Source organism: Pseudonocardia ammonioxydans, assembly GCF_900115005.1.
Classification (GTDB): domain Bacteria; phylum Actinomycetota; class Actinomycetes; order Mycobacteriales; family Pseudonocardiaceae; genus Pseudonocardia; species Pseudonocardia ammonioxydans.
The window spans coordinates 16,179-41,649 of the sequence record NZ_FOUY01000049.1; the positions used below are offsets into that span (position 1 = coordinate 16,179).

At 69.9% G+C, this 25,471-nt stretch carries 34 protein-coding genes; 14 read left to right on the forward strand and 20 right to left on the reverse strand.

The features are described 5' to 3' along the window. Nucleotides 1-3: 3 nt before the first annotated feature. The 4 genes from BM093_RS29380 to BM093_RS29395 form a co-directional block, all read right to left on the reverse strand. Complete coding sequence (locus BM093_RS29380) at nucleotides 4-1,590, reverse strand: FtsK/SpoIIIE domain-containing protein (protein ID WP_093354025.1); 1,587 nt, start codon at nucleotides 1,588-1,590, stop codon at nucleotides 4-6. A 157-nt stretch (nucleotides 1,591-1,747) separates the two neighbouring features. Then, nucleotides 1,748-2,089, reverse strand: coding sequence for a WhiB family transcriptional regulator (locus tag BM093_RS29385; RefSeq protein WP_425439210.1), 342 nt, complete (start codon nucleotides 2,087-2,089; stop codon nucleotides 1,748-1,750). Further along, on the reverse strand, nucleotides 2,086-2,547 hold the full coding sequence (locus tag BM093_RS29390; protein WP_143105581.1) for a hypothetical protein: 462 nt from the start codon (nucleotides 2,545-2,547) through the stop codon (nucleotides 2,086-2,088). Before BM093_RS29390 ends, BM093_RS29385 begins: the two co-directional genes overlap by 4 nt. 121 nt (nucleotides 2,548-2,668) lie before the next feature. Further along, the gene (locus BM093_RS29395) at nucleotides 2,669-3,091 is read right to left on the reverse strand and encodes a plasmid replication, integration and excision activator (RefSeq protein WP_093354036.1); all 423 of its coding nucleotides are present in this window, start codon (nucleotides 3,089-3,091) and stop codon (nucleotides 2,669-2,671) included. 123 nt (nucleotides 3,092-3,214) lie between these two features. Here BM093_RS29395 and BM093_RS29400 point away from each other — a divergent pair, with 123 nt between their 5' ends. Both BM093_RS29400 and BM093_RS35455 read left to right on the forward strand, forming a co-directional pair. Continuing rightward, nucleotides 3,215-4,042 (forward strand): sigma factor-like helix-turn-helix DNA-binding protein, encoded by an 828-nt coding sequence (locus BM093_RS29400; protein ID WP_093354169.1) that lies wholly within the window; start codon nucleotides 3,215-3,217, stop codon nucleotides 4,040-4,042. Beyond that, on the forward strand, nucleotides 4,039-4,860 hold the full coding sequence (locus BM093_RS35455) for a hypothetical protein (protein ID WP_143105582.1): 822 nt from the start codon (nucleotides 4,039-4,041) through the stop codon (nucleotides 4,858-4,860). The genes BM093_RS29400 and BM093_RS35455 overlap by 4 nt, the downstream gene beginning before the upstream one ends. Here the strand turns inward: BM093_RS35455 and BM093_RS29405 are convergent. The 3 genes from BM093_RS29405 to BM093_RS35460 are packed head-to-tail and all read right to left on the reverse strand — an operon-like array spanning nucleotide 4,857 to nucleotide 7,784. Continuing rightward, nucleotides 4,857-6,572, reverse strand: coding sequence for an ABC-three component system protein (locus BM093_RS29405; RefSeq protein WP_093354040.1), 1,716 nt, complete (start codon nucleotides 6,570-6,572; stop codon nucleotides 4,857-4,859). The genes BM093_RS35455 and BM093_RS29405 overlap by 4 nt on opposite strands. Next, nucleotides 6,562-6,846: an ABC-three component system middle component 6 gene (locus BM093_RS38445; RefSeq protein WP_425439211.1), complete on the reverse strand. Its 285-nt coding sequence runs from the start codon at nucleotides 6,844-6,846 to the stop codon at nucleotides 6,562-6,564. The genes BM093_RS29405 and BM093_RS38445 overlap by 11 nt, the downstream gene beginning before the upstream one ends. Next, the gene (locus tag BM093_RS35460) at nucleotides 6,807-7,784 is read right to left on the reverse strand and encodes a hypothetical protein (protein WP_143105583.1); all 978 of its coding nucleotides are present in this window, start codon (nucleotides 7,782-7,784) and stop codon (nucleotides 6,807-6,809) included. The genes BM093_RS38445 and BM093_RS35460 overlap by 40 nt, the downstream gene beginning before the upstream one ends. A 252-nt stretch (nucleotides 7,785-8,036) precedes the next feature. Here BM093_RS35460 and BM093_RS29415 point away from each other — a divergent pair, with 252 nt between their 5' ends. The 5 genes from BM093_RS29415 to BM093_RS29435 all read left to right on the forward strand — a co-directional run bounded on the left by BM093_RS29415 (nucleotide 8,037) and on the right by BM093_RS29435 (nucleotide 12,549). Then, nucleotides 8,037-8,774 carry an HNH endonuclease gene (locus tag BM093_RS29415; RefSeq protein ID WP_093354049.1) on the forward strand — a complete coding sequence of 246 codons (738 nt, stop codon included), beginning with the start codon at nucleotides 8,037-8,039 and terminating at the stop codon, nucleotides 8,772-8,774. Nucleotides 8,775-9,339: 565 nt separating this feature from the next. Beyond that, complete coding sequence (locus BM093_RS29420; RefSeq protein WP_177238773.1) at nucleotides 9,340-9,945, forward strand: type IV toxin-antitoxin system AbiEi family antitoxin domain-containing protein; 606 nt, start codon at nucleotides 9,340-9,342, stop codon at nucleotides 9,943-9,945. A gap of 80 nt (nucleotides 9,946-10,025) precedes the next feature. Next, entirely contained in the window at nucleotides 10,026-10,865 is an 840-nt protein-coding gene (locus BM093_RS29425) for a nucleotidyl transferase AbiEii/AbiGii toxin family protein (RefSeq protein ID WP_177238774.1), read from the forward strand. Between the two features lie 323 nt (nucleotides 10,866-11,188). Then, complete coding sequence (locus tag BM093_RS29430) at nucleotides 11,189-11,725, forward strand: glyoxalase superfamily protein (protein ID WP_093354063.1); 537 nt, start codon at nucleotides 11,189-11,191, stop codon at nucleotides 11,723-11,725. Between the two features lie 131 nt (nucleotides 11,726-11,856). Next, complete coding sequence (locus BM093_RS29435; RefSeq protein WP_093354068.1) at nucleotides 11,857-12,549, forward strand: hypothetical protein; 693 nt, start codon at nucleotides 11,857-11,859, stop codon at nucleotides 12,547-12,549. Between the two features lie 4 nt (nucleotides 12,550-12,553). Here BM093_RS29435 and BM093_RS29440 read toward each other — a convergent pair whose 3' ends face one another. Continuing rightward, entirely contained in the window at nucleotides 12,554-13,225 is a 672-nt protein-coding gene (locus BM093_RS29440; RefSeq protein ID WP_177238775.1) for a TetR/AcrR family transcriptional regulator, read from the reverse strand. Between the two features lie 146 nt (nucleotides 13,226-13,371). On the opposite strand from BM093_RS29440, the gene BM093_RS29445 reads away from it, so the two are divergent. Next, nucleotides 13,372-14,256, forward strand: coding sequence for a metal-dependent hydrolase (locus tag BM093_RS29445; protein ID WP_093354076.1), 885 nt, complete (start codon nucleotides 13,372-13,374; stop codon nucleotides 14,254-14,256). Between the two features lie 81 nt (nucleotides 14,257-14,337). Further along, nucleotides 14,338-14,697, forward strand: a complete 360-nt coding sequence (locus BM093_RS29450) for an MmcQ/YjbR family DNA-binding protein (RefSeq protein ID WP_093354174.1) — start codon at nucleotides 14,338-14,340, stop codon at nucleotides 14,695-14,697. Nucleotides 14,698-14,740: 43 nt separating this feature from the next. Here the strand turns inward: BM093_RS29450 and BM093_RS29455 are convergent, their stop codons facing one another. The 8 genes from BM093_RS29455 to BM093_RS29490 all read right to left on the reverse strand — a co-directional run bounded on the left by BM093_RS29455 (nucleotide 14,741) and on the right by BM093_RS29490 (nucleotide 20,043). After that, on the reverse strand, nucleotides 14,741-15,130 hold the full coding sequence (locus BM093_RS29455) for a hypothetical protein (RefSeq protein ID WP_093354081.1): 390 nt from the start codon (nucleotides 15,128-15,130) through the stop codon (nucleotides 14,741-14,743). 220 nt (nucleotides 15,131-15,350) lie between these two features. After that, nucleotides 15,351-15,920 carry a TIGR03086 family metal-binding protein gene (locus BM093_RS29460; RefSeq protein ID WP_093354086.1) on the reverse strand — a complete coding sequence of 190 codons (570 nt, stop codon included), beginning with the start codon at nucleotides 15,918-15,920 and terminating at the stop codon, nucleotides 15,351-15,353. Nucleotides 15,921-16,031: 111 nt separating this feature from the next. Further along, complete coding sequence (locus BM093_RS29465) at nucleotides 16,032-16,364, reverse strand: hypothetical protein (RefSeq protein ID WP_093354091.1); 333 nt, start codon at nucleotides 16,362-16,364, stop codon at nucleotides 16,032-16,034. A 57-nt stretch (nucleotides 16,365-16,421) separates the two neighbouring features. Further along, the gene (locus tag BM093_RS29470; RefSeq protein ID WP_143105585.1) at nucleotides 16,422-16,646 is read right to left on the reverse strand and encodes a hypothetical protein; all 225 of its coding nucleotides are present in this window, start codon (nucleotides 16,644-16,646) and stop codon (nucleotides 16,422-16,424) included. Between the two features lie 8 nt (nucleotides 16,647-16,654). Beyond that, nucleotides 16,655-18,034: a sensor histidine kinase gene (locus BM093_RS29475; protein ID WP_093354101.1), complete on the reverse strand. Its 1,380-nt coding sequence runs from the start codon at nucleotides 18,032-18,034 to the stop codon at nucleotides 16,655-16,657. Between the two features lie 15 nt (nucleotides 18,035-18,049). Next, nucleotides 18,050-18,823, reverse strand: a complete 774-nt coding sequence (locus BM093_RS29480) for a response regulator transcription factor (RefSeq protein WP_093354106.1) — start codon at nucleotides 18,821-18,823, stop codon at nucleotides 18,050-18,052. A gap of 93 nt (nucleotides 18,824-18,916) precedes the next feature. Continuing rightward, a complete protein-coding gene (locus tag BM093_RS29485; protein ID WP_093354110.1) occupies nucleotides 18,917-19,105 on the reverse strand; it encodes a hypothetical protein in 189 nt (62 codons plus the stop codon). Nucleotides 19,106-19,143: 38 nt separating this feature from the next. Next, nucleotides 19,144-20,043 carry a nicotianamine synthase family protein gene (locus BM093_RS29490; RefSeq protein WP_177238776.1) on the reverse strand — a complete coding sequence of 300 codons (900 nt, stop codon included), beginning with the start codon at nucleotides 20,041-20,043 and terminating at the stop codon, nucleotides 19,144-19,146. 128 nt (nucleotides 20,044-20,171) lie between these two features. Here BM093_RS29490 and BM093_RS29495 point away from each other — a divergent pair, with 128 nt between their 5' ends. Together BM093_RS29495 and BM093_RS29500 are read left to right on the forward strand one after the other, a co-directional pair. Continuing rightward, on the forward strand, nucleotides 20,172-20,501 hold the full coding sequence (locus BM093_RS29495; protein WP_093354120.1) for a DMT family transporter: 330 nt from the start codon (nucleotides 20,172-20,174) through the stop codon (nucleotides 20,499-20,501). Next, nucleotides 20,494-21,027 carry a TetR/AcrR family transcriptional regulator gene (locus BM093_RS29500; RefSeq protein ID WP_093354130.1) on the forward strand — a complete coding sequence of 178 codons (534 nt, stop codon included), beginning with the start codon at nucleotides 20,494-20,496 and terminating at the stop codon, nucleotides 21,025-21,027. Before BM093_RS29495 ends, BM093_RS29500 begins: the two co-directional genes overlap by 8 nt. 36 nt (nucleotides 21,028-21,063) lie before the next feature. On the opposite strand, the gene BM093_RS29505 is transcribed toward BM093_RS29500, so the two are convergent. Then, nucleotides 21,064-21,564 carry a TIGR02611 family protein gene (locus tag BM093_RS29505; protein WP_093354135.1) on the reverse strand — a complete coding sequence of 167 codons (501 nt, stop codon included), beginning with the start codon at nucleotides 21,562-21,564 and terminating at the stop codon, nucleotides 21,064-21,066. A gap of 94 nt (nucleotides 21,565-21,658) precedes the next feature. On the opposite strand from BM093_RS29505, the gene BM093_RS29510 reads away from it, so the two are divergent. After that, nucleotides 21,659-22,366 carry a metal-dependent transcriptional regulator gene (locus BM093_RS29510; protein ID WP_245773876.1) on the forward strand — a complete coding sequence of 236 codons (708 nt, stop codon included), beginning with the start codon at nucleotides 21,659-21,661 and terminating at the stop codon, nucleotides 22,364-22,366. Nucleotides 22,367-22,473: 107 nt separating this feature from the next. Continuing rightward, nucleotides 22,474-22,797 carry a DUF3040 domain-containing protein gene (locus BM093_RS29515; protein WP_093354139.1) on the forward strand — a complete coding sequence of 108 codons (324 nt, stop codon included), beginning with the start codon at nucleotides 22,474-22,476 and terminating at the stop codon, nucleotides 22,795-22,797. A gap of 96 nt (nucleotides 22,798-22,893) precedes the next feature. Here BM093_RS29515 and BM093_RS29520 read toward each other — a convergent pair whose 3' ends face one another. Continuing rightward, entirely contained in the window at nucleotides 22,894-23,439 is a 546-nt protein-coding gene (locus BM093_RS29520; RefSeq protein ID WP_093354144.1) for a Dps family protein, read from the reverse strand. Between the two features lie 77 nt (nucleotides 23,440-23,516). Continuing rightward, complete coding sequence (locus BM093_RS36285) at nucleotides 23,517-23,666, reverse strand: hypothetical protein (protein ID WP_177238777.1); 150 nt, start codon at nucleotides 23,664-23,666, stop codon at nucleotides 23,517-23,519. Between the two features lie 212 nt (nucleotides 23,667-23,878). On the opposite strand from BM093_RS36285, the gene BM093_RS29525 reads away from it, so the two are divergent. Next, the gene (locus BM093_RS29525; RefSeq protein ID WP_093354149.1) at nucleotides 23,879-24,397 is read left to right on the forward strand and encodes a CvpA family protein; all 519 of its coding nucleotides are present in this window, start codon (nucleotides 23,879-23,881) and stop codon (nucleotides 24,395-24,397) included. 852 nt (nucleotides 24,398-25,249) lie between these two features. Here BM093_RS29525 and BM093_RS36820 read toward each other — a convergent pair. Then, the coding region (locus BM093_RS36820) for a hypothetical protein (protein WP_218162983.1) at nucleotides 25,250-25,471 on the reverse strand (222 nt) is incomplete at its 5' end.

The following is a 25,471-nucleotide window of genomic DNA, read 5'->3' on the forward strand; positions in this document are numbered from 1 at the left end:
CGGTCACGCGGCACCTCCGGCCTCGTGCTCGGCGGGAGCAGGTAGCGCCAGAACCGGCGCGGGGACGGCGCTCGGGAGCGTCCCGGCGATGTAGTTCTCCAGGGCCTTGATCGCCTCGTCGGACACCCAGGCGGCGCGCACACGCAAGGGCTCGCGGACGCCCTCGCCGAACAGGTAGCCGACGCCGGCCTCGGACTCGCCGATGCGGTTCGCCCACGCGCCCCGGTCGTACGCGTGCTCGCCGAGCACCATCCCGACGTGGCTCTTCGACGCCACCCTCAGACACACCCGGCGCGGGAACAGCTCCCGGACCGGGACGGTGTCCTTCGTCGGTTCCTGGACGTACCCGCGGACGGTGAAGCCCAGCGCACGGCCCTGGGTGGTCAGCAGCGCGATGCGTTCGGTGATGGCCTCGCGGGTCTTACGGTCGCCGACGTAGCGGATCAGGGCCCCGATCTCGTCGAACTCGACCAGCTCCAACGGGGTATCGCGGGTGATCGCGACGGCGCGCACCGACCCGGCATGCTCGCGCTTGCGGGCCTCCATCGACTCGACGAGCTCGTCGAGCATGTCGAGGGTGTCTCGGCTGGTCACGGTGTAGCGGTGGAACAACCGGCGGCCGTAGGCCAGCTCCATGCCCTTCGGGTCGATCCCGTTCACCCGCACCAGGCCGTCCCGGATCGCCGGAGCGATCGACAGCAGCGGCGCCCACATCAACGAGCCCTTGCCCGCCCCGGTGGCTCCGGCGACCAGGGTATGGCCACCGATGAGGGACTGGTGCCAGTCCGTGCCGTACTCGGTGCGCCCGGACCACACTCGGCGCAGATCCACCGAGGCGCCGTCGACGCCGGCCAGGTCGGCGACCTCAGGCGCCGGGCTGATCCCCGCGAGCAGGTTGCGGCGCTGAAAGTCGATGGACACCACGTTCGGAGCTAGCTCGCGGACCTGGCACCGGGTCACGCCGCGGGCGACCGCCAGGGCGCGGGTGGCCTCGTCGAACGACTCCGGGGTCTGACCGGGCACCAGCCGGACCCGGACCTCGTCCCAGGACGGCCCGGATCGCACCCCGAGCACCCGCGGGGTCTGGTCGCGGCGGGGCCGCTGCGGAGGCGGGGAGGACGAGGTCCGGGCCAGCGGGTTCACCTGGACCACGACCGGTGCAGCGGGATCGGGGACGGTGAGCTGGCAGGCGCGCATCCAGCGGGGCAGCCGCGGCGCATACAGGGCCCAGCGCAGCCACCACGCCCGGAGACGACGCCCGGCCAGGCGATCGAACGTCGGGACCGACGCCAGCCGCCACAGCCCCAGCGAGAGGCCGGCGGTCGCAGCGGTGATCGCGAGGGAGGGCCAGCCGAGCAGCCAGCACCACACGCCCACCCCGGCGGTGGTGAGAGTGGTGCGCCAGTGCCGGACCAGCCAGATGACGGCGATCGCGGTGCCCTTGCAGGCCAGCCACAGCGTCACGAACACCACCGCGACCGCGGCGAGCGCTTCGAGGACGCGGCCGAGGACCTGACCGAGCCGGTGGAGCAGGAACAGCAGCACCGCCCCGCCCGCGCCGAGCAAGAACAGGGTTCCGGTCGTGGTCATCGACGGCCTCCCTTCCGACGAGCCGGGCGCACGGTGGACAGCGGGACCAGGACGAGCTGGTCGAGGTGATCGGCGCAGCGACGACGACGCGGGTCGGGGCGCTCGTGCAGCGGGGTCCGGCAGACCTCGCAGCGAGTCGGACGCCCGGATGCGCCGGTCATGCGACGTCACCCCCGATGGCCGGGGTGGAGAACGTGAGCCCGGCGCGGTGCAGGACCCGACGCTCGGACGGGGTGGTGCCGCCGCTGATCCCGAACCGGCGGGCCGGGTCCTCGACGGCCAGGACGTCGGCCAGGCACTCGGCGCGGACCGGGCAGCCCCGACACACCCGGCGCGGGGTCTCGGTGGACTCGACGTCGTAGCCGACCGGGAAGAACAACTCGGTGTCCAAGCCAATACAAGCGGCGTCCTCACGCCACCGCGGCGAGGCGGACGGAGTGGTGGTGTCGGCGCGGGGGACCAGCCGCAGGCTCGGCTGCCCCGGTGCGCCGGTAGTCACCGCGCCACTCCGATCGTGGTGTCGGGCAGGCCGGGGGCGGGCGGGGTGTCCAGGCCGAGTTCGTGCCAGTTCGACATGGCCCCGGCGACCTCGGAGGTCGGGCGCCGATCGGCGCGGGCCTGCCAGTCCTCGGCGGTCTCGGACCAGAACCGGACCTCACGCTCGGCATCGCAGCGGGCGATGACGACGGCCTCGACGAATACGAGCGGCACGTCGAGATGGCGGGCGGTGTCGCGTTCCAGGACCGCCCACCAGCGGGCCCGTCGCGCGTGCAGTTCCGCGAGCCTGCGGGCCCGGGCGGCGTGCCCGAGCGAGTCCCCGGCCGGAGCGGCGGCGAGGCCGATGATGGCCCGGGAGATACGGCGCAGGCCGGCCTGGACGAGCCGGGACACCGACACCACCGTGGCGGCGGGATCGGTGATCGGGGCATGGCGAGGTAAGGAGACGTGCGGGGTCATCTACGCTCGATGTCCTTCCGAACTTGAGTGCCTGGCAGGGCGACGGGTGAGGGAGACACGGAGGGAAGCCCGGCTGCTTCGGGCTTCCCTCCACCTACGCAGGAGGGCCGAGAACGGCCGGTCAGGCCGCGTCCTGGTTCTTGGCCGGCACCGGACGGTGGTTGCCGGGAGCGCGCATCCCGGCAGCCCGGAAGCTGAACGCCACCCGAGGCCGGCCACCGGTCTCCTGCACGTACGGCGTGACGGTGAGCCCGTCGAACTCGACCGGGCGGATCGGAAGACCCGCGGCCGCCTCCGGCGGAACCGGCTGATGAGTGGCCGCGATCTTCACCGTGACCGTCTTGTCCGACCGGCGAGCCTCCGGGTCCGCATCCAGGACCGACACCGACCACACCGGCAGTCCGGACTCCTTGTCGGTCTGCTGCACCGGACGTCCCGGAGCGGACTTGTCGAAGTCACGCACCGGCTCGACGTCGGACACAACGAACGCGCCGTGGGGGAACACGTCGCCCATCGCGACGGGGAACTTGTTCTTGATCGCCATGACTGGACCTTCCGTTTATTCCCCTAAACTCGACGGCCGGGCGGCTACGAGCCGGTTGAGGGGGTCTAAACGCAAGAGTGGCCGGTTGACGGCCAGCTGTCAAGTCCCCCTAAACTCGCTGTGGTGAGTGGTCCTGACGACTTCGACGCTGTACGCGCCGACCCGGACCCGATCAGCCGTGGGCGTCGGGCGACGGCTCTGATGTCGCTCTACCAGCAGCGGGCGACTGAGCTGGCCCGTCTGCGGCGCGAGGCCATCGAGCAGGCGCACGCCGAGCAGGACATGACCTACTCCGAGATCGCGACCGCGCTCGGGATCACCAAGGGCCGGGTCACCCAGATCCGCAGCGGTGCTCCGGCGCGCGAACGGGTGTTCTTCGGGGTCGGCCCGGTGTCGGTCGGGGTGCCGCTGCGTGAGGGCACCGACACCCGGATGCGGTCCTACGTCGACGTCACCGACCTCACCAGCCAAGCTGAGGCTGAGACGCTGCTGGCAACGCTGTCGCTCGCGGCGGTACCGGTCACGATTGCCCCGGACCAGAGTGCCCCGCCCGCGGGCGACGCCATCGTGATCTGTGGGCCGAAGTCCGCGCCCGTTGGCACTGACCTGCTTGCCAGCGACCCTGCGCTGGACATCTTGAAGGAGGCGGGTCGCTGGTGGATCGTGGTCAGCGAGACGGGGGAGCGTCTCGGATCCCCGCTCGGTGACTCTCCGCCGACTGACGCCGATCTGGGTTATCTGTCCCGACGGCGCGACGGCGACCGCGTAGTGGTGCACATCGCGGGAATTCACAGCCCCGGATCGCTTGGCGTTTTGCATTACCTCGCCGGCAACCTTGCATCGCTACACCGCACGATTGCTGACCGCGACTTTAGCCTGGTTGTGCGCTCCGAACTCGACGGCCCGAAGATTACCGACTCGGCGGTGGTCAGCGGACCGCACTTCTGGTGATGCGCGCGATCACGGCCCAGCTCGCAGGCGGCGAGTTTAATGCCGACCGAGTCCTGGTCGCCGATAACGCCGTGATTGTTCTAGACGGGGCGACTCCTTTTGTGCCTGTTGATGTCGATCCGGGCCAGTACGCAGAAACACTTGGGGATGGCATCCTCAAACGTCTGCCATACATGGCGATTCCCGATGCAGTTGCTGCAGCGATTGAATCAACCTCGCAAACTCTTCGCCTCCAACCCGGGAAATCCCCGTCAAGCACAGTGAGTATTTTGCATGTCTCAGAGCAAGAAGCTCACCTCTACGCCCTCGGAGATAGCCCAATTCGGTATGGCGCCCAGTCGGATGAGCGAGTTCTGTCAGACTCTCGTATCGACGCGATTGGGCCGTCATTGCGTAAGCTGTATCAGAGTCGGCTGCGCGCTGGCTATGGATTCGACAGAGCGCACTACCGAATACTGGCCAAGCTGCAACACGAGCAGAGCCGATATAGAAATCGTCCATCGGGATACTGGATTGCCGAAGCAGATCCGAAAGCTGCCTATCGTGGCCTCTTGCTGACGCTTCCTTCTGAGTCGATCCATTGGGCAGTTATGGGAACCGATGGCGCCATGGACCCTCTAGAGGCAGTACTTTCTGCGAGTTGGCCTGTCGTGGCACTGTACGACGAGAAACAGTTGCAAGAGCTGCTTCTACAGGCTCACGACTGGGAGCGGAGGTCTGATCCAGGTGCCGTGATGATGCCCCGCGCTAAGCCGCACGACGATAAGTCGTTGGTGGCAGTTCCAGAGGTTTTCGCGGAGCCAGAACAGACGATCTAGTTAAATCGAAGACCGAAGAGTCCGCCGGACTCATACTCGTCCGTAAGCTCCGTACATTGGTGGAAGTCGAAGTTGATCCCCTCTGCTTGGGCTCGCTCTAGTGCGTCTGAGTTCAGCGTCGCGATGTACTGCATGCCTTCCCGCTCAGTTACCTCGTTGGCCAGCCGAAGAGCGGAGGCGACCTGTCTGGCTTCAACTGCGTCGTAAAGATGACTGTCGTGTACCAGGAAGTCCGGACCGCGACCTCGCCGTTTCGCAACTACGGCTAAAGTCAGGTCAAAACAGAACATCACGATGCTTCGAACGCCTTGACTTTGGTCCCCGCCGATCGTGGGAGAAATTGAGTAACCGGACTTAGATGGCTCTATGACCAAACTTGCCGGCCGGTCACTCCCGTAGATCTCGTACGCAAAGTCCGAGAAGATGCGGGCGATACTCTCGAGGTCTTCTGAGCGTTCTTGAACGTCAGTACTAATGTCGATCTCGAGCTTTGCAGCTTCTAGCTGCAAGTGTCGACTGGAATTCTCCCACCGATCAACGACGGACTGGCGTTGTCGCAGTTCGCTTAGGCGGCCGTTTACATCTGAAAGCTGTTCTTGCAGCTGTAGGAAGGTTTCTAGTGCGCCGCCTTCTTGGAGTAACCGCATAGTCGAAGCGCGCTCTTCGTCGGCAGCAACTAGCCGACTAGTTGCTCGGTCTCGTAGTTGGATGGCTGTATCGCGTTCGTTCTCTAGATATCGACGCCTATTCCGGATTACGGATTGATGGAACTCATGGACCTCCTCCAGTCGTCTTTCAACCAACTGAGGCAGTTCACGTCCAACCTCTTGGAACACGCGGGTGACGTAGTCGTGGTCGGGCTGCTCGCGATTCTCATCCTCAAGGGACGCACGGATATCGGCTATCCGTCGTTCTTGCGTGTATATCTCATCGTTCAACAGCCGGATCTCACGGCTGAGCTCATCGGCCCTGCGCCGGTGCTGCGAGTACTGCTCGACGACCCGAAAGTCCGAGACTTGGACCTCTAGCTGTCTACGTCGAATATCGAGCGTCCGAACTTCCGCGTCTATTTCGGCGCTTCTTCCAAGGGTCATGCCCATGATGGGGTCCCGGGCTGCTCGCCGAAGCTCAGCAGCGCTGCGGCTCGCTTCAGCTACGTTGCGGGCCGCAGCGACGAGTTCTAGGTCCAGGCCAAACAGGTACGCCAAAGGACGTTGTGTATCCATGGCTCTTTGCTTTCGGAAAGTCTCAATAGGTCGTCCTGCATAGGCCCCGGAGCCCACATCGCGAAGATAGTAGGACAAGAGCGACCGGAATGAGGGTTCGAGCTCGGAGCCAGTTAGACCGAATAGCTCCTGTCCGAGCAATACTCGCCATTCGGCGTTCGGAAGTGAGACAGGTCCAGACCCATCGTTGACTTCCACAAACTTCATCTCTGCGATGCTTCTGCGTACATTGGATCGATTCTCGCCCAGGTCGAGCAACAGCTCGTATGTGCTCTTCTCTAGGGCGACGTTTCGCAGTACATGCGGTGAACGAGCATCGGAGCCGAATAGAAAGTCGAGCACTCGAAGCATGCTGCTCTTGCCTACGGCGTTACGGCTGTCTTTCGAAGCCGTCGAGCGTGTACGTATCGCCAGAGCAATATTGACGCCTGGCTCGAACCGTGCAGTCTTAAAATCAGGCAGGTTGCTACTTAGCTCATGCAGCATTCTGCCTCCTCAGTAGCCCATCAGAGTACTCTACTGACCCCATGGCGTAGAGAACGTCTACAGCAAGAGAAAACCACCAAAACGGAACAAAAGATGGCATGTTGTTCGCTTCTCGCCAACGAGAGAAGCGTTCCCAGGCGCTTGTAACCGTTGCAGGGCGCTCAAGTTGAAGGAGTACCTGGCCGGCGATCACGAGAAGTGCCTGATCTGTAGGAATATTCTTAGTCGGCAGTATCATTTCCGTCCCGCCTTGGCGGGCTCGAAGATCGTGCATTTCTCAAAAAAGTGAGTGACGACCATGAGACAGGCGCTCCGCTGATCGCGCAGTTCCTCGGTAGAAGCATCTACGATATTCCCGAATGCTTCGTGTCGTAGATCCTCGCATAGGGCGTGAAATGTCAAGTCGGAATCAAAGTTGCGCGCCCTGTGTCGGTCGTAACGAAGTTTAATGTTCTCGGCCGCTTGTGCTTGTTCTCCAGGGGGAGAGCGCACGAAGTACCGACTAATGAGGTCGGTGAACTTCATGCTCTCAATCAGTAGCGTTGAGACACTATCGCTGAACTCGTTCTCTTCGACCTTGCCGAAGTCGACTTCCGGAACCTGGCCGCTTTCGTCAGGAATCGGGAGTCGAGCCAGTGCTTGAACGCACCGGCCGATATACGTCATGCTCGCTGGGTCGTCCGACGGGGGCGCGCCAATTATGATCATAAGCTGCTGCTTGCTCAGCTGCCCGCCGGTCTCGTCCCAAAGAAGATCGGGTGGCCACGCGAGAACCTCGACGCCATGATCACTCTTGTTTCGACGTAGGTGGGTAATCTCGCGCATTGCGCCTTCCGCTAATCCGCGCTTGTTGTTGTGAACGAAAGCCCAGCTGCGCATTTCATCTCGCCAGTACTTGCAGGCCTTATTAAAGTCTCCACGGATCTTTCCTGCGAGGTCGTCAGGGTCTTCGCGGATTGCGCCATAACAGGCAAGCATGAGGTCGTCCACCCACCCATCGCAGCCCTTGTCTCCGCGCCCGGTCGGATCCACCTGCATAAATGCACCTCGATGGCGCGCAGTCATGAGTGCAGTCACAAAATCTTGCCATTCGAAGCTACTCTTGTTCGCTGCCATCGCATGGAAGTGACTACGGAACCACGCTGCTTCGCGAGCTGTCGGCGGCTGGTCTCGCGGCCCGTCTTCATGCCCGCCGACTGCGTATCGCGTCACCAGGACAACTGTAGGATCGATGACCGAGCTAATCAACTAGGCGCGGTCGGTCAATCTACGGTCGACGGCTGACTGGCCTGTGGCCTCACTGCGTGCCGCTGCCGATTCTGCCTCTATGAGATCAAGGCGCCGCCTCCGGCGGCGCGGGCCGGCTTCACCGGCCCGCCCGGCTCGCGCCTCCACCTCCGGCCCGGCGCGGCCGGGCGGGCCGGACGCCGGCCCACTGTCGGAGGGGCGTCCTATCCTCGCGACGTGTCAGAGCAGCCTGCGCCCGCGAACGTCCGAACGCCGTGGGGCTACGAGGAGATCGTGCTCGCCTGCGACCTGGTCGTTGCCAACAGCTGGCACGCGCTCGACCGTCGAACCGATGACCGCGTCACGCGGCTGTCAGGGCTGTTGCGCCGGATGTCCCCTCAACGGGCCGCGCAGGACCCGACCTTCCGCAATCCACAAGGCGTCGGGCGTAAGACGCACGACATCGCGACCTTGCATCCCGAGTACCCGGGGCGGCCGACCAAGGGCGGCAGGCTAACCGCCGACGTCGTCGCAGCGTTCCTCGGTGACCCAGACCAGATGGTGGAGCTAGCTCGAGCCATTCGTGCGGCCGGGTCACTGGCGCAGGACAACCCCATGCTGCCTGATCTAGATGACGACACGACCTATGCCGAAGGGCGTCCCTTCGAGCGCCGGCACCTCGCCCGCGAGCGAGACCCAGAAGTCCGACGCCGGAAGATCGCACAGGTACGGCACGAAGTGGGCGTCGTACGTTGTGAGGTCTGCAGCTTCGACTTCGAGGCTCTGTACGGCGAACGCGGCCGTGATTTCATCGAGTGCCACCACCGCGAGCCGCTCAGCGTGACTGGACCCCGGCAAACAGCCTTACGTGATCTTGCCCTGCTCTGCTCGAACTGCCACCGGATGATCCACCGGTACCGCCCGTGGCTCACCGTCGCTCAACTCGTCGAGCTTGTGGGTCCGGCCTCCCCATGAGCCGGACTTGGTCCTCCACGAGCGACTACAGATGCCTCCGGCGGCCGGGCTCCGCCCGAACCCGACACCGCTCGGAGAGCAGGAGAGTGCGGCGGGGCTGGTGACCTCCTCGCGGCGCGCCGAAACGGCAGCCAGACCGAGGGGCGGGGCGCAAGGCTGGAACCCGTACCTTGCACCCCACCCCTCGGCCTGGCAGGGATGAACCCGCGCCGCGAGGAGATCACCAGCAGGCCGGGCGCGTGGGGGAGAAGCCCCCGCGTGGGACGCTTTTGGGGCACGAAACGACGTGACAAGGGCCGTAATCGACCCCGAAAGACCAGCAGTCCGCGGGTGGAAATCCCCAGGTCACCCCGGGTTTCGAAGCCCAGCCGTCTACACGGCGCCAAGATCCGCGGGTTGTGGGTTCGATTCCCACGGGGCCCACCATTGATCGGCGGAAATGTCGCGGGCAGAGCCGTGATCTTCAACTGGTTCCACTCTGGTTATCAGGATCTCGCACCACGGGTGACTCCACGGGGCGATCTATCGAGCTTGCGTCCGACGTTCGTGGGATACGATGCCACTTGTGTCGGACGCGATCGACCACGAGCGTCTCTACCTCGTCGCCGAGTCACAGGCGGGGTACTTCAGTACGGCGCAGGCGTTGGCGGTGGGGATGGATCGCAGCACGCTGGCTCACCACGCCCGGGAGGGTGGGCGGTACGTGCGGGTGCGCCGCGGTCTGTACCGGCTGCGGCACTTTCCGACCAGCGAGCACGAACACGTGATGGCGGCCTGGCTCCCGCTGCGGCAGGCGGGAGCGGTCGTCTCGCACGAGAGCGCGCTCGAGCTGCACGGACTGTCCGACGTGATCCCCGCCGCGGTACATCTATCGCTGCCGCGGGCGAAGCGAGGGCAACGAGCCCGCCATGGTGTGCGGCTGCACACCGCGGAGAGTCCGCCCGCGCCGTCCGAGATCCAGCAGGTGCGGGGGCTGCCGACCACGACACCGGCGCGCAGCATCGTCGACGCGCTGCAGGCGGGTACCCAGCCCGAGCAGATCGAGCTCGCCGTGCGTCAGTCGCTGCAGCGAGGTCTGCTCACCCCGCGGCGGTTGAGGCAGGCGACGGCTCAGCGGTCGGAGCGAGTGCGCCGGTTCCTCGATGACGTACTGGCTGGGGCCACCCGATGAGGTATGCCGACGCGGTCTCGTTTCGGCGGGCACTCGAGCAGCGGCTCAAGCACGGCGCGGCCGGTGATGGCGCCCGGCTGGTGCGCAACCGCAAGCACGTCGCGTTCGACCGGCTGCTCGCGCGGTTGGCCGCGACCGCGCCGGATCGGTGGCTGCTCAAGGGTGGCTACGCACTCGACCTGCGCCTGCGGAGCGGCGCCCGCACCACCAAGGACGTCGACCTCGACTGGCGTGAGGTCGACGAGGAACTGCTCGACACGCTGTTCGACGCCGCCGAGCATGACATGGGCGACTACTTCATTTTTTCGGTCGAGCGCAGGGCACATCCCGCTGATCGGCTGGAGGGCAGCCAGCGGTTCCTGGTTTCGGTGTCGCTGGCCGGGCGAGAGTTCGAGACATTCCCCCTCGACATTGCTGTCCGGGCGGAACCGATCATCGCCTACGACACCCTCACGACGGCGGACCTGCTCGGCTTCGCCGACGTGGCACCGGTCCAGGTGCCGGCGATTCGCCTGGAGCGCCAGATCGCCGAGAAGCTGCACGCCTATACCCGTACCTACGAAGGTGACCGTCACAGCAGTCGAACCAAGGATCTCGTCGACATCGTGCTGATCGCCGACCTCGAGTCCCTCGACGCCGCCGCCCTCCGCGACGCCATCGAGAGGACCTTCGCCACGCGCGGCACACACCCGCTTCCGCAGGCCGTGCCCGCGCCACCGGCCGAGTGGAGTCCGCCGTTCCGGGAGCTCGCTGCCGCGGTCGGCCTGCCCACCGATCTCGCGGCCGCTCACACTGTGGCCGTTCAACTGCTGGAGCCGGTGCTCGACGGGCGGATCAGCAGCGGCACCTGGGACACCGAGAAGCGCCGCTGGACGCGTGAGCGCGAAGAGTCCGACCTCAACGGTGGTCGTATCGAGTGAGACACGAAAGCCTCTCCAGCTCTGGCACAGCACCGATTCCAGCGAGGCTCGGCACATCCTGCGTTGGAAAGTGTCCTCGTAGGACGAAGGCCACCGGCTACCCGGCCCGTGCCCGGACGACGCTGATCGGACGACGCCGACCGGCTGGACTGGCCGACGTCGTCCGTCGAGCGCTACTGTCGCCAACAGGCCCGGCGTGGCCTGCCGCCCGCAGCCCTACGGCACGGTGAACACGCCGATCACGGTCGTCACCGTCTGCCTCCACACGGTGTTCGTCCAGTAACGCGGGCACTGGGCAAGCGACACCGGGACACGGGCCGACGATGGATTTCACGACCGACGACGCCAAGATCGCAGCAGGCACACTGCGCGCGGATCTCGCCGACCAGCAGATCACGATCAGCCACAGCAGAGCCCTGGAGCTGGTCGCCCATCAGCTCGGCTACCGGGACTGGAACACGGCCGCCGCCGTGCTCGGCCGTAGCGGTGCGGACGCAGCCGGCCTCGGTGCGCCGGTGCCCGTCCTGCGCGTTCAGCGGTTCGAGGACGCCCAGTCCTTCTACCTCGACTACCTCGGGTTCGGCGTGGAGTGGGAGCACCGCTTCGAGCCGGACATGCCGCTCTACGCTCGCATCTCCCGTGGGGAGGCCTGCCTCGACCTGTCGGAGCACCACGGCGACGGGACACCGGGGAGTTCGGTATGGGTCCCGGTCGCCGACGTGATGGCGCTCCACAAGGAACTCGAACAGAAGAAGTATCCCGCGCTGCGCCCCGGCGTGGAGGTCGACGCCCCGGGCGGCCCGACGCTCTCGGTGATCGATCCGTTCGGGAACTCCCTGAGGTTCTGCGAGCAGACCTGACCCGGGCCCGGCACCGCCGTTCATCGGGCTGATCCGCCTGGTAGGCACGGACGGTGCAGCCCGATCCCCGCGCAACCGAGGCGCGCCCGCGTGGACGACGCCGTCGGCCCGATCGAGTCCTGTTGTGGCTGGTGGTGGTCCTGCTCGGCGTGGCCGCCGCACTGGTCGTCGTCGTTGTCGCGGCCTTCCCACCGGTCGCCGCGACGACCTGCCCGCGGTGCTTCGGGATGAGCGAGGTTGCTCCCGGCATCCACACGACGGCGGCTGCCGGCCCGGAGCAGGTCCGGGACCTGACGGACCTGGTGGCGCAGGCACGTCAGCGCGTCGCCGACTTCTACGGGGATCAGCAGAGTTCCCCGACCGTCGTCGCGTGCTTCGACGACGCCTGTTACGAGCGGATCGGCGGCGGAGGTGAGCGCGGCGTCGCCGTACTCAACCGCGCCGTGATGCTCTCGCCGCGCGGGATCGACGCGGGGATCCTGGCGCACGAGATGTCGCACGTGGAGCTGCACACCCGTCTCGGAGGCGCCCGGTCCGAGGTCCCGCAGTGGTTCGACGAGGGGCTCGCCGTCGTCGCCGGGGACGACCGGCGCTACATCGCTGCCCCCGGCTCGGCCGACCGCTGCCTGGTCCGGCCCGACGGCCCGCTGCCGGCCTCGCTGGACGAGTGGCTGGAGGCCGCGGACGCGGACGTGGACGTCTACGCCGAGGCCGCGTGCGAGGTGTCGCGGTGGCTCGCCGGTCACGAGTCGCCGCGGGCGGCCACGACGCAGCTCGTCGCCGGGCTCCGGTCGGGCGAGGACTTCGCCGACCTCGTCCGGTAACCGGCTACCGGTCCGTCTCCACCAGCGGCCGGTCGGGGTCGATCACGATCGACCGGGCGCGGAACGCCGTGTCCAGGGCCGCCCAGACCCAGTCGGCGAGCTCGCCCGCGAGCTCCTCGAGCGGCAGCGGGTCGGGACTGTCGAGCCAGCGTCCGGTCGCCGCGTCGACCAGCCCGACAGCGCCCGCGGCCAGCGGCTCGGCGACCGCGTGGGGGAGCCCGCCACCCGGGATCTCCACGCTGAGCAGCGCGGTCATCCGGTCGGCGATCTCCTGCCGTACGTCGGTCACCGCGGTCGTCACCCGCGCGGCGCGCAGGATGTAGCGGTACAGGTCGGTGTGCGCAGCCACCCAGCGCACGTGCGCGGTGACCGCGGCGGCGAGCATCTCCCGCGGGGTCCCCCGCGGGCTCCACACCGGAACCAGCGCCTCCACGTACAGCGCCAGGGCGTGCTCGGCGAGTGCGCCCTGCAGGTCGTCGAGACCGTCGAAGTGCCGGTACAGCGCCGGACGCGGGAGCCCGGCCGCCGCGGCGATCTGCTCGGTGGTGGCCTCGGGCCCGTGCTCGGCGATGGCGGTCACGGCGGCGGCGACCAGTTCGGCGCGCCGGCCCGCCCGCTGCCCGGCCCACCGCCGGGCCCGCCCGTCGGTGGGCGCGCCCCGTCCCGTCCTCGTCACCCGTCCATCATCCCCTCCGGTTGACACCGCGGCCGGGCCCGCCCATGCTGCCGAACTAAGGGGTACGACATGTACGGGGTACAGTGTGTTCGCTCCGTGCGCTGCCGTGTCCCACCCGACGCGACGCCGACCGAGAGGGCTCTCCGGTGACGACCTCCGCTCCCCGACCCCGCCGCCTGCAGGGCGCCGACGTGGGGATCCCGCCCCGCCAGCTGGACTTCCGGCTCCCTGAGAAGCTGGCCCCGTGGGCCTACGCGGACAACGCGACCGCGACCCTGTTCCTGGCCATGCTCTCGGCGATCTTCCCGCCCGGTGAGGACTTCTTCGTCCGCTCGGTCGTCCACTTCCGCGACCGGGTGCAGGGCGACGAGGATCTCCGCGCGCGGGTCGCCGGGTTCACCGCCCAGGAAGTGATCCACAGCCGGGAACACGACCGGCTCAACGGCGTCTTCCAGGAGCGCGGGTTCCCGGTCGAGGTGCCGGAGAAGGCGGTCGCGGCCGCGCTGACGGTGCTGCACCGGACCTCGCCGCGCCTGCAGCTCGCGTGCACCGCGTTGATGGAGCACTTCACCGCCGTGCTGGCCGAGGACATCCTGAGCACCGACGAGTTCCGCGAGCGGGTGGACGCCGACATCACCGAGCTCTGGCTCTGGCACGCGCTCGAGGAGCTCGAGCACAAGTCGGTCACCTACGACGTCTACGAGGTGATCGGTACGAGCGAGCGGGAGCGCCGCCTGGCGGTCCCGCTGGTGCTGGCCACGGTCGGGGTCGCCGCGCTGTACGGGTGGGGTTACCTGCTCGTCCAGCAAGGGGTCTGGCGACGCCCAGCGGACCTGCGCGAGGGCTGGCGCCTGATGTTCGGACGCGGCCAGTTCATGCGCCGGGTCCTGACCCGGATGCCGGTGTTCAACCACCCGCGCTTCCACCCCGACAAGCACGACACCCGGGAGCTGGAACAGCGGTGGCGGGAGATCCTCTTCGGTACCGAGGGCTCGCTGACCGAGCAGCTGCGCCGCCCGCCCCAGCGCTGACTTCCGCCCGTCGCCACGGTCCACCGTCGGTAGGCGAGCGGAGGAGTGGAGTGCGATGGGTGGAACCGAGGGGTGCCGGTCATGGCGGTGATCGAGGACGTCCGACCGCTGGGGTCCGGGCTGGAGCGGTCGTACGAGGCGTACGTGCGCGGCCGGTTGCGGTTCCGTGTCACGCAGATCGTCTACGCGGCGTTCTCCCTCGACGAGTGCGAGATGGGCTTCGCGTTCCCCAAGGAGGAGCGGGCTGCGCTCGTCGCGAGCGAGCCGCACAAGTTCCGGATGCCGTCGCCGTCGGAGATGCGATTCAACTGGGTCCGGTCCGACCTCGCGGCCCTGGACCCGGCCGAGGCCCGCGAGCTCGTCGTCGACGCCTGGCGCATGGTCGTCCCCCGGAAGATCTCCCGTGCCTACGATCTCGCCCACCCGAACGGCCCGGGCTGACCACGCGGGATGTCTCCACGACCGACGGCGGTCCGGCCGCCGGTCAGAAGACCTCGGACGAGACCGGGCCGCCGTCCAGCCCGACCGCGCCGAGCGCCTGCGTGATCACGTGCACCAGCTGGTCGTGCCCGAGTTCGGCCGGTCCGACGTGGAGCTCGTAGCCGTGCTCGCCCGGGGCGAAGCCGAGATGTTCCAGGGCACGGACCTGCTCGTCGCCGAGGCCCGGGGCGGCCGGGGCGGACCGGCCCAGCAGGCGGCGCAACCGTCCGGGCCGGTGCAGCGCAGGGTCCGGGACCTCGATCACGTAGCCGTCCGCGCCGAAGGAGATCCACTGCACGATGCCGTGGGCACCGCTGTCGGCGCCGAGCACCGCGGTGCCCCCGTCCCGGGTGTCGTGCAGTGCCCGCGCGACGACCTGCTGCACCTCGCTCATGTGTTCCCCCCGTCGACGACGCCGATCCGTCGGGAGGACCGTAGCGGCCGACGGCGGGGACGAGTCCCGGATGTGGACAGGGCGGCACGACCGCCTCACGGTTTGAAGCGGCCGAGCCTGAAGTCCCGCCCGTGCGCGCCCGGGCGAGACCCTGCACGAGCGGTACCCCGTGAGACGGGGTCGACACCTGCCCGGAGCGTCCGGGAGCGGCCCGGCCGGTTCAGTACGGGTCGCGGCCGATGAACGCGAGCATCCGGGTCTGCGCGTCGGCGTCGTCGGGCACCTCGACCCGGGGCCCGAACTGCCCGCTGGAGCGCAACAGCTCGTCGAGCGGTTCGAGCTGCTCGAGCAGGGACGCGCACCGCTGCGGGTCGAGGGTCTCGTCCTGCCCGGTCGCCCGGGCGAGGTCCCAGGTGTGCATGAAGACATCGGTGGTGAAGAAGCGGTCGATCGCCACCGGCAGCGGCATCGTGCCGATGTGCGGGTTGTCGAGCGTCACCCCGGCCGCGGCGGGGGCGTCGAGCAGCGCCCGGACGCGGTCGTCGAGCGTGCGCCAGGCGGCGGCCGGGTCCTCCTCGACGCCGGGGCCGGATGCCAGGGCGATGCCCGCCCCCGACTCGAGGAACCCGGGGAACCAGGTGACGAGATGGCCCACGACGTCGCGTGCCGTCCACTCGGGAACCGGCGACCGGCGGTGCCACGTCGCCCGGTCGGGGACTCCGTCGACGACGGCGGTGAAGCGGCCGGCGATCTCGCGGTACTCGTCGGCGGGGGTCCGGTTCGCGACCACGGTCGCCTCCTCGGGTGGACGGCGCGACGGGGCCCCGTCGCCTGTGCCGGTCGGGACCGGCGCGGTGCGGAGAAGTCATCGGTCGACACGGGCTGTCCCGCGCCGGTGAGGTCACCGGCAGGACAGCACCGTGGTCCGTGCGCCGGTGTCGAGGTTCGTGTTCATCTGGTAGGTCTGCCGGACCAGGCAGGTCACCCGGTCGCCCTGCTCGGCGCCGGGGAGCAGGTCGACGCGCAGGTGCCGTGGGAGGACACCGGAGCCGGGCAGCATGCCGGGGCGGGGCGGCCCGACGAGGTCGACGTACATGCGGTCCGGATGCGTCGACGCGACGACGGCGGGCATCTCGCCCTCCCACACCTGGGTCCGGAGCAGGAACCACGCCCCGAGCGCGACCCCGCAGGCCGGCACCAGGAGCAGGACGACGGCGACACGGGCGATCCTCATGCCCGCCGATGGTGCCGATGCGCGGACGGCGCGCGACTCCGCAGAACTACCGGCGGCTCAACCGTCGTCCCCCGCGACGGGCGAGGGCGGCGCGGACGGAGCATCCGGCCGCACGCTCACCGTCGGTGCAGGTGCCGGCGCCTCGGTCGTCGGCCCGAGCGGCTCGGGCTCGTCCTGCAGCGTCACACCGCAGCCACCGAGCACCAGCGCCGCGCCGAGCGACACGATCCCGAGCGCCACCGGCCCGCATGACGTCGACCCGGCCGGTGCGGCCCTGTGCATGCGTCGTCTCATCCGGCCTCCCCGGGCAGTTCCACCACGACGCGGGCCCCGCCGCCCGGCCGTTCCTCGATCCACACCTCGCCGTCGTGCCGGCGGACGTGCGCGGACACCAGCGACAGGCCCAGGCCCGTGCCGTCGCCGTCACCCCGCCTGCCGGCCAGCGTCCCGCGGGCGAACCGTTCGAACACCGCGGTCCGCTGCTCGGGTGGGACGCCGGGGCCGCCGTCGTCGACCTCGATCCGGCCGCGGCCCGCGCGGGCCGACACCCCGACCCGCAGCGCGCCGCCGCCGTGCGCGTCGGCGTTGTCGAGCAAATTGCCCAGCACCTGGTCGAGGCGCCGCCGGTCGACCGGGACGGTCACCGGCTCCGGCGCGTCGACCTCGGGCACGGGCGCACCGCTGCGGGTGGCGACGAGGCCGCGGACCAGTGCCCCGAGCTCCCACGGTTCCCGTTCCAGGGTGTCGCTGCGCGAGATCTCCAGCAGGTCCTCGACCATCCGGCGGAACCGGTGGACGTCGCCGTCGAGCAGGTCGACCGCCTGCTGCGCGGTCGGTGGCAGCTCCCCGCGCCGCCTGCGCAGCACCGCCACCGCGTTGATCAGGGTGGTGAGCGGCGACCGCAGCTCGTGGCTGACGTCGGCGGCGAACCGGGCGTCGCGCCGCACCCGCTGCTCGAGCGCGTCGGTGTTGCGGTTGAACGTCGCGACCAGCGGGGCGAGCTCGGCGTCGGAGCTGTCCGGGAGCCGGGCGCTGAGGTCACCGCCGGCGACCCGGCCGGCCGCGCGGGCCAGCTCCGTCAGCGGCAGCAGCGCCCGCATCCCGGCCCAGTGCCCGAGGCCGAGCCCGAGCACGGTGCTGGCCGCCACCCCGACTGTCAGGATCCAGCCGAGGAGCCGCAGGTTCGTGTCCAGCAGCTGTAGCGGCAGGACCTCGACGAACATGTCCCCGCCGTCCAGCGGGACGGCGATGACCAGGCTCGGCACGCCCTCGACGAGGACCCGCTGCCGGGCCGGGGTGCCGGAGCGGGCCAGGTCGAGCAGCGGGCTCGGCAGGTCGTCGAGCTCGACGGTGCGGCCGCTGGTGGTCCAGCCGCCGCCACGGTGCAGCGCCACGGTGATGCCCGGGGTGCCGGCGAGGCCGGTCAGCAGGTCGTCGAGGCCCTCACCGCGCGGGTTCGCGGCCAGCGTCCGCTCGACCAGCGCGACGTTGCCGTCGGCCTGCCGGGTCGCGCCCTCGACGCGCTGCTCGACCAGATAGAGCGCCGCCACGTTCCAGGTGACCGTGGCGAACAGCCCGGTGACGACCAGGCTGACCAGGGCGAACGCGGCCGCGACGCGGTGACGCAGCGGGAACCGGCGCAGCGGTATGCGGTCCAGCACGGACTGCATCCTTCCCGCTCCGGCTCACCCGCGGGGACCGGTCACCGGTTCCGCCGGGGGCGGCGCCTCCTGCGACACCGCCACGGGGTCGATCTTGTAGCCGGCGCCGCGGACGGTCAGCACGAGGGCCGGGTGGTCCGGGTCCGTCTCGATCTTGCGCCGCAACCGTCGTACGTGGACGTCGAGCAGGCGGGTGTCGCCGTGGTACTCGTAGCCCCACACCCGCGCGAGCAGCTCGTCGCGGGTGACGATCCGGCCCTGCGCCGCAGCCAGCTCGGCGAGCAGCCTGAACTCGGTGCGGGTCAGGTGCACCACGTCGCCGGCCCGCAGGGCGAGTCCCTCGTCGGGGCGCAGCTCGACGTCGCCGAGCACCAGCCGGCGGGGTGCGGCCGGGGCGGGACGACGGCGGCGCAGCAGCGCCCGCATCCGGGCCGCGAGCTCGCCCGCGACCAGTGGTTTGGTGACGTAGTCATCGGCGCCGGCCTCCAGCCCCGTGATGACGTCGGCGGAGTCCGACCGTGCGGTCACCATGATGATCGGGAGATCGCCGGCGTCCCGGAGCCTGCGGCAGACGGTGAACCCGTCCATCCCGGGCAGCATCAGGTCCAGCAGCACCAGGTCGATCCGCGGGTCACCGGCGCGCTCCAGCGCCTCCTCCCCGGTGAGGACGGCATCGACCTCGAACCCCTCGTCGTCGAGCGCCAGCCCCAGTGCCTGGCCGATCCGGACGTCGTCGTCCACCAGCAGCACCCGGGGGCGGGAACGGCGTGCGGGCGGGGTGTTCTGGGGTCCGGCCATGATGGGTCGATTCCACCCGATCCCGGGCGCCGCGTCGAACCGGCGGGCGCCGGTCGGCGGATCGTCAGGAGACCGCAAGCACCGTGGGTGGCGTCAGGACGGGACGGCGGCGCCGCAGCGCCAGCAGGTCTGCGGCGGCGCGCCGTCCTCGTCGGGCGAGGGCATCGCCCCGCAGTCCGGGCAGAGCCGGTCCAGCCAGCACACCGGGTCCCCGACGGCGTCGGCGGACGGCGCCGGATCTCCTCCGGTGGCCGGGGCTCCGGCGGGGGACGTGTCGGACACGGTCCCATCGGACCACCGTGGGCGGTGCCTCGTCCAGGTCATCGAACGGGTACGCGGTCCTCCCGCCGGGGCCGCCCCACCAGCACCGAGTTGACGACGTCGGTGCGCGGGTGGACCTCCAGCAGGACGTCGAGGTGCGGCAGGTCCGCGGGCGTCACCTCCGGGTAGAGCAGGGTCCGCAGCCCGGCGGCGGAGCGCACCAGCAGGACCGCGTCCGGTGCCGCGGCGGCCAGCCGGGCGGTGATCGCGTCCTTCGCGGCGCGGTCGGTCCCGACCAGGGCACCGACCAGGACCAGGTCCGCGGCACGCAGCTCGGTGACCAGCTCGGGCGGGAGCGGGCCGTCGAGGTCGGCGACCAGGCTGCGTGCCGGGATCCCGACGGCGGCGGCCACCGCGTCCCCGGCCTCGATCGCGGTGGGGTCGCGGTCGACGTGCAGCACGTCGGCGCCGTACCGCTCGGCGAGCACCAGCCCGGTCAGCGGCAGCGGCCCGGAGCCGAGCACGACCGCCCGGCGGGGTCCGGGAAGTCCCAGTGCGGCGAGCGCACCGGTCTCCAGGCGGACCAGGTCGTGGTAGTTGCCCAGGTAGGGGAACCGCTCCAGTGCAGCGTCCGGGTCGGCGTCGCCGGCGATCCGCCGCGCCCAGTGCGCCTCCATGTGACCCTCCCCGGTCGAGGCCAGCGTGCGCAGCGCGTCGGCGTGCGGGGCGATCCGGTCGAGGACGTGTGCGGTGCAGCCCGCAGGCGGATGGCAGCAGAGCCCGACGAGCTCGCCGAACGCGGCGTCGACGGCGTCGCACGGACGGAGGTCGGTCCGCTCGAGCCGGTGGCGGAGGGCGATCAACCGGTCGACCGTTCTTCTGGTCTCCGGGCCGTCGTGGTTCCGCCGGGGTGCGGGGAAGTCCGGTGCAGTGAGCGGAGGGTGGCTCTGCGTGGTCACGGTCGGCCACAATAGCGAATGAAAACCGTTACGCGTGTCAGTCGACCGAGTGGTGGCTCACAACTGGAGCGTTCGCTCAGGAATCGGCGTACCGTCGCTACAGCCGGGACGACCGAGGAGGACACGGCATGTGGGGATGGCTCGCGCTCGCGGTGGGCGCGGAGGTGACCGCGACGGTCTCGCTGCGGGCCTCGGACGGCTTCAGCAGGGTGCTCCCGTCGTTGATCACGGTGGCCGGGTACGCGCTCGCGTTCTACTCGCTGTCCCAGGCGCTGACCCGCGGGATGAACCTCGGAATCGCCTACGGCGTGTGGGCGGCGGCCGGGGTGGCGATCGTGGCGCTGGTCGGGGTGTTCTTCCTGGGGGAGTCGCTGACCTGGACACAGGCCGGCGGGATCCTCTTGATCATCGGTGGGGTGCTGGCGCTGGAGCTGGGAGGGGCGCCGGCCCGTGCCTGAACCGGTCGACGGCCGGCTGCGCAAGGGCGAGCGACGCCGGCGCGCACTCCTCGACGCGACGCTGCGGTTGGTCGGGCGCGGTGGCGCGGCCGCCGTCACCCAGCGGGCGGTCGCCGCGGAGGCGGGTGTCCCGCCGAGCGCGGTGCTCTACTACTTCGACACGGTCGACGACCTGCTGGTCGCCGCGCTCATCGCGGTGAACGACCGGTACGTCGTCCGGCTGGACGCGGTCGGCACGGTGGACGCCCTCGCCGACCTGGTGGCCGACTGCGCCCGCCAGGACCGGTTGCCCGCGATCGCCGAGTACGAGCTCTTCCTGCACGCGGCCCGGCGCGACGACCTGCGCGCGGAGCTGCACCGCTGGGACACCGCGCTCGCCGCTGCGGCGGTCCGGCTGCTCCCGCAGGCCCCCGATCGCCGTCCGCTGCTGGTCGCCGCCGTCAACGGTCTGTGCCTCGCCGCCGCGCTCGGCTCGCCGTACGACACCGGGGTGCTGACCCGGCTCGTCGACGGGGTCGATGAGTAGGACGGGGTCGGCGAGTAGGATGGGGTCGACGGGTAGTCAGGCGAACGGTTCCAGCGGCGAGTCCAGCCACGGCGCGTCCCAGCCCAGCCAGTCGCCGACCAGCCCCAGGACGTCGAGCAACCACAGAGTGACCAGCACGACCGCACCGGTCGCGGCGAGCAGCAGCAGGCGGACCACGACGTGCTGGCGCCGCTGCCACGCGTTCCACCGGTCGTAGTGCCGGCGGGCGTACTGCAGCACCCGCTGCGCCGTCTCGAACTCCGAGGACAGCACGGCCAGCCCGGTGAACACGATGAGCCAGCCGGGCCCGGGGTAGGGGACGAGGACGAGCCCGACGATCACGACGAGGCCGCCGAACACCCCGATGCCCCAGCGCCAGCACCGGTCGACGCCCGGCCGGTGCCGCAACCCGTCACGGAACAGCCGGTACCGGGTGCGGGCGCCGTCGTAGCGGGCGCGCCACCCACGTGCGGCGCGGTCCCGCGGCGGGCCGGGGTCGTGTTCGGGCGAGGTGCCCGGGGTCCGGCCGTCGCTCATGCGTCGATAATCCCAAACGCGCGAGCCCCGATGGACGCGCGGACCCCCGGACGTGTGGGCCCAGGCCGGGGCGCGGGCGGGCTACGGTGGACTCATGAGCACGGAACGCCACTCGGAGTCCGTGGAGAACTACCTGAAGACGATCTTCCTGCTGGCGGAGCGCTGGGAGGGAGCTGTGGGGGTCTCCGCGCTGGCCGAGCGGCTCCGGGTGTCGTCGCCCTCGGCGTCCGGGATGGTGCGCAAGCTCGTCGACGCGGGCCTGGTCGACCATGCCCGCTACGCCGGGATGACGCTCACCCCGGCCGGGCGGCTCGCCGCGCTCGCCGTCGTGCGCCGGCACCGGTTGATAGAGATGTTCCTGGTCACCGAGCTCGACCTGGCCTGGGACGAGGTGCACGAGGAGGCGGAGGAGCTCGAGCACGCCGTGTCCGACCGGCTGCTCGACCGGATCGACACCCGTCTCGGCCACCCCCGTTTCGACCCGCACGGCGACCCGATCCCCGGCCGGGACGGCAGCATGCCCGAGATCCGGGCCCGCCGGCTGCCCGAGCTCAAGTACGGCGAGGGCGGCGACCTCGTCCGGGTCGACGACACCGACCCGGAGGTGCTGCGCTACCTCGACGCCCACGACGTGCGGCTGGGGGACCGGCTCGACCTGCTCACCCGCAAGCCGTTCGACGGCCCGTTCGTGGTGCGGCTGCGCCGCCTCGGCAGCGCCGACCGGACACCCGGCGAGGCCGAGGAGGAGTGGGGCCCGAGCCTGGCGCGTGCGCTCTGGGTGGGGGCGACGGAGCCCGCCTGACAGGCGGGGGACGGAGCGGCGGAGCGCTCCGGTACCGCGGACGCCGGGGGTGCCGCGGACACCGGGATTGCCTATCCTCTGCAGGACGCCGCGAGGAGGAGGACGCCGTGCTGGAGGACCGTCCCGGCCGCCCGCTCGACGAGCGGGAGCTGCTCGCCCTGGCGGAGATCTCTGCGGCGACCCTGCGCGACGACCCCGGTCTCGCGCGCCGGCTCGAGGGCGTCGAGGGCATCGACCACCCGCCCGTGCGGCGCACCGGCACTCCGCTGCGTCCGCCGGTGGTGGCCGCGGTGATGGCGGCCGCCGTGCTGTTCGCGCTGCTGGTCGCCTCGCTGCCGCCGATGGTGGCGAGCACCGTGGTGTTCGTGGTCATGCTCGTCGTGGTGCCCGGCGGATGCATCGTGTGGGCGCGTCGCCGCGGAGAGCTGTAGCCCGCCCCGTTCTCCCCGGTACGCGCGATCCGTCCTGCGAACACGGACGGGCCCGGCCCCGCGGCTGCAGGACCGGGCCCGAGGACCGTCGTGCCGTCAGCGCGCGGCTCGCGCGGCGTCCTTCTCGGTACCGCTGGACTGCGAGGCGAGTGACCCGTCGGAGTTCTCCAGGTGTGCCCGCAGGAACCACTGGAACTGCTCCAGCTCGCCGGCCTGGCTGATCAGCATGTCCTGGGTGACCGGGTCTAGCGTCTCGAGCTTCTCGATCTGGGTGCGGTGGTCGGCTATGACCCCGGAGTAGACGAGGTCGAGCGCGCCCAGGTGGGCGATCGCGTCGTCGCGGCCGATCGAGTAGTCGTCCCACGTGCGCTCGCGCACCAGCGAGCCCGGGGTGCCGTCCGGGGAGCCGCCGAGCGTGGCGATGCGCTCGGCCACGTCGTCGACGAACCCGCGGACGGAGTCCACCTGCGGGTCGAGCATCTCGTGCACCGCGATGAAGTGCGGGCCGATCACGTTCCAGTGCGCGTGCTTGAGCGTCAGCTGCAGGTCGTTGAGGGCGTGCAGGCGGTTCTGCAGCATCCCGACGATCTGGCCGGCGTCGCTGTTGCCGAGGCCGGGCACGGTGTAGCGGATGGTCGCCATGGTTCTCGGATGTCCTTCCGTCGTCGCGTTCTGCGTGCGGGGAACGGCCGATCACGGGCCGGCCGGGAGGCCGCCGGTCAGCCGGACGCGGGCTCCGGGTCCGCCGGCTCGATCGGCTGTTCGTCGAGGTGGACACCGTCGCCGTCCGGTGACTCGTCCACCGGTGTGTCGCTCTCCTCGGTGGGAACCGGTCGGCCCTCGGTGTGGGGCTCGTGCGGCGTCCTCATGACACGGGCGTACCCGCTGAGGACGAATTCATGTGCGCGAGCTCCGCGCGGGGCCGAGATTCGCTGCGCGAGTTCCGCGCGGGGCCGATGTTCGCTGCGCGAGCTCCGCGCGGGGCCGATGTTCGCTCCGCAAGCTCCGCTCAGCGTCATCTCAGGTGGGACGGGGATCGTCGAGGGCGACAGACGGATCACGGGCTGGGGGAAGGGGTCTCATGACGCTGCTCGACGTACTCGTACTCATCGTCGTGCTCGCCGCCGCCGTGGGCGGGTTCCGCCGCCTCGGTGGGGTCGCCCGCGCCGGGAGCCTGCTCGGCCTCGTGGTCGGGGCGGGAATCGGTGCGGCCTGGGGGTCGAACCTCGCCGCATGGGGCGACACCCCGGACTCCGCCTGGTTGTGGGGGCTGCTCGGCATCATCGCGGGGCTGCTGCTCGGCTCGATGGTCGGCGGGTTCCTGGGCGGGCTCGTCAGCCGGGTGCTCGCCCGGGCGAAGCTGTCGTTCCTGGACCGGCTGGTCGGCGCGGTGACGGGCGCCGTGACCGCACTGCTGGTGATGTGGCTGGTGTCCTGGGTCGTCCCCGCACTGGTGGGGCCGGAGGCACTCGCGCCGGTCACCACGGTGGTGGACGCACTCGGTGGCGGGAGCGAGGTGCTCGACGGCGTGGGGGCGCTGCTCCCGGCGACGACGTCGGCTGCCCGCGACGTCGTCGACGCCGCCCGGCCGCCCGCCTGACCCAGCAGGCTCTGCACCGATGGGGAGTGCCCCTCGCCCGATCGCGACGCGCATTCGCCCCCGACGCGCTGCAGGACCCGGCGAGGAGCACTCGTCGGATCAACGCGTCAGGAGCGCTGTGGATACCCCCTCGATGCGGTGACGGGACCACCGACACGCCCGCGACGGACACAGCACGACGGACGCACAGCACCACGCCCGTGGCGCGCACCCCGGGCCGGCGCGGCGGGCGGCCTCCCGGACCGGGCGTACCGATCGCTGCACTCGATCCGTGGACCCAGCCGGGCCGCCGACCCCGAGCACCGGGCCGCGGCCTGCGGAACACCTGTGGTGGGGCCGCCGACCGAACCCGGTACGCCGGAGCCCGGTGCCGCCGACGTCTCGGAGGACGCCAGGGAGGTCGACTGGCCGCCGCCGTACCGACCCCGGACGGAACCGCCTGAGGCCCGGTCTGCCGGACGACTCGTGCGGGCGATCGGGCTGCCGTCGAGACGGCAAAACCGCTGATCATGGCCGGTTCTCGTGGGTCCTGCCGATGGCCCGACCTCCGAGCAGACCATGCCGTGCCGCCGCCGCGAAGGCCGGAGTGCCCGGGGTCACAGGGATCGGTGATCGTCCGAAAACCGATGAGACAGGGGGTCGAGAACTCCGCGCCGGTCCGTGCCGCAGCACCTGACCAGCAACGACACCTGATGTTCGCCTGAGCGACCCCCCGGTTTGACCCGGCCGAACACCGTGCCGTAACTTATTCCTTGTCAGCGAGAGAGCCGGACAGAACGAGCCACTGAGGTTCGGTCAACAGGCCCGCTGGCCACAACAGGCCCCCGGTCGCGTCGGAGATATCCGGTGTGGTTACAGTGGTGGGGTCAAGGCGATCCGCCTTCTGGATCCGGTCTGGTGGCTGGTGATGGTGGTGCGGGTGTCCTTTGAGAACTCAACAGTGTGTCGAGCTATTTTGGTTTGGCGTTTTTGTGCCAGATTGTTTGTTCGGCTGTGATGCGACCCCGTCGTGTTGTGGCCGGTTTTTGTCAGGGTTTTTGTTGGAGAGTTTGATCCTGGCTCAGGACGAACGCT

Bases quoted from the DNA above. Each gene is read 5' to 3' on its own strand.
- BM093_RS29475 (WP_093354101.1), bottom strand. From the start codon at position 18,034: ATGCAGTCCGTGCTGGACCGCATACCGCTGCGCCGGTTCCCGCTGCGT.
- BM093_RS36285 (WP_177238777.1), bottom strand. From the start codon at position 23,666: ATGAGGACGCCGCACGAGCCCCACACCGAGGGCCGACCGGTTCCCACC.
- BM093_RS29470 (WP_143105585.1), bottom strand. From the start codon at position 16,646: ATGCACAGGGCCGCACCGGCCGGGTCGACGTCATGCGGGCCGGTGGCG.
- BM093_RS29450 (WP_093354174.1), top strand. From the start codon at position 14,338: ATGGCGGTGATCGAGGACGTCCGACCGCTGGGGTCCGGGCTGGAGCGG.
- BM093_RS29405 (WP_093354040.1), bottom strand. From the start codon at position 6,572: ATGCTGCATGAGCTAAGTAGCAACCTGCCTGATTTTAAGACTGCACGG.
- BM093_RS29510 (WP_245773876.1), top strand. From the start codon at position 21,659: ATGAGCACGGAACGCCACTCGGAGTCCGTGGAGAACTACCTGAAGACG.
- BM093_RS29390 (WP_143105581.1), bottom strand. From the start codon at position 2,547: ATGACCCCGCACGTCTCCTTACCTCGCCATGCCCCGATCACCGATCCC.
- BM093_RS29465 (WP_093354091.1), bottom strand. From the start codon at position 16,364: ATGAGGATCGCCCGTGTCGCCGTCGTCCTGCTCCTGGTGCCGGCCTGC.
- BM093_RS38445 (WP_425439211.1), bottom strand. From the start codon at position 6,846: ATGCACGATCTTCGAGCCCGCCAAGGCGGGACGGAAATGATACTGCCG.
- BM093_RS29495 (WP_093354120.1), top strand. From the start codon at position 20,172: ATGTGGGGATGGCTCGCGCTCGCGGTGGGCGCGGAGGTGACCGCGACG.
- BM093_RS29505 (WP_093354135.1), bottom strand. From the start codon at position 21,564: ATGAGCGACGGCCGGACCCCGGGCACCTCGCCCGAACACGACCCCGGC.
- BM093_RS29380 (WP_093354025.1), bottom strand. From the start codon at position 1,590: ATGACCACGACCGGAACCCTGTTCTTGCTCGGCGCGGGCGGGGCGGTG.
- BM093_RS29455 (WP_093354081.1), bottom strand. From the start codon at position 15,130: ATGAGCGAGGTGCAGCAGGTCGTCGCGCGGGCACTGCACGACACCCGG.
- BM093_RS29525 (WP_093354149.1), top strand. From the start codon at position 23,879: ATGACGCTGCTCGACGTACTCGTACTCATCGTCGTGCTCGCCGCCGCC.
- BM093_RS29480 (WP_093354106.1), bottom strand. From the start codon at position 18,823: ATGGCCGGACCCCAGAACACCCCGCCCGCACGCCGTTCCCGCCCCCGG.
- BM093_RS29395 (WP_093354036.1), bottom strand. From the start codon at position 3,091: ATGGCGATCAAGAACAAGTTCCCCGTCGCGATGGGCGACGTGTTCCCC.
- BM093_RS29430 (WP_093354063.1), top strand. From the start codon at position 11,189: ATGGATTTCACGACCGACGACGCCAAGATCGCAGCAGGCACACTGCGC.
- BM093_RS29520 (WP_093354144.1), bottom strand. From the start codon at position 23,439: ATGGCGACCATCCGCTACACCGTGCCCGGCCTCGGCAACAGCGACGCC.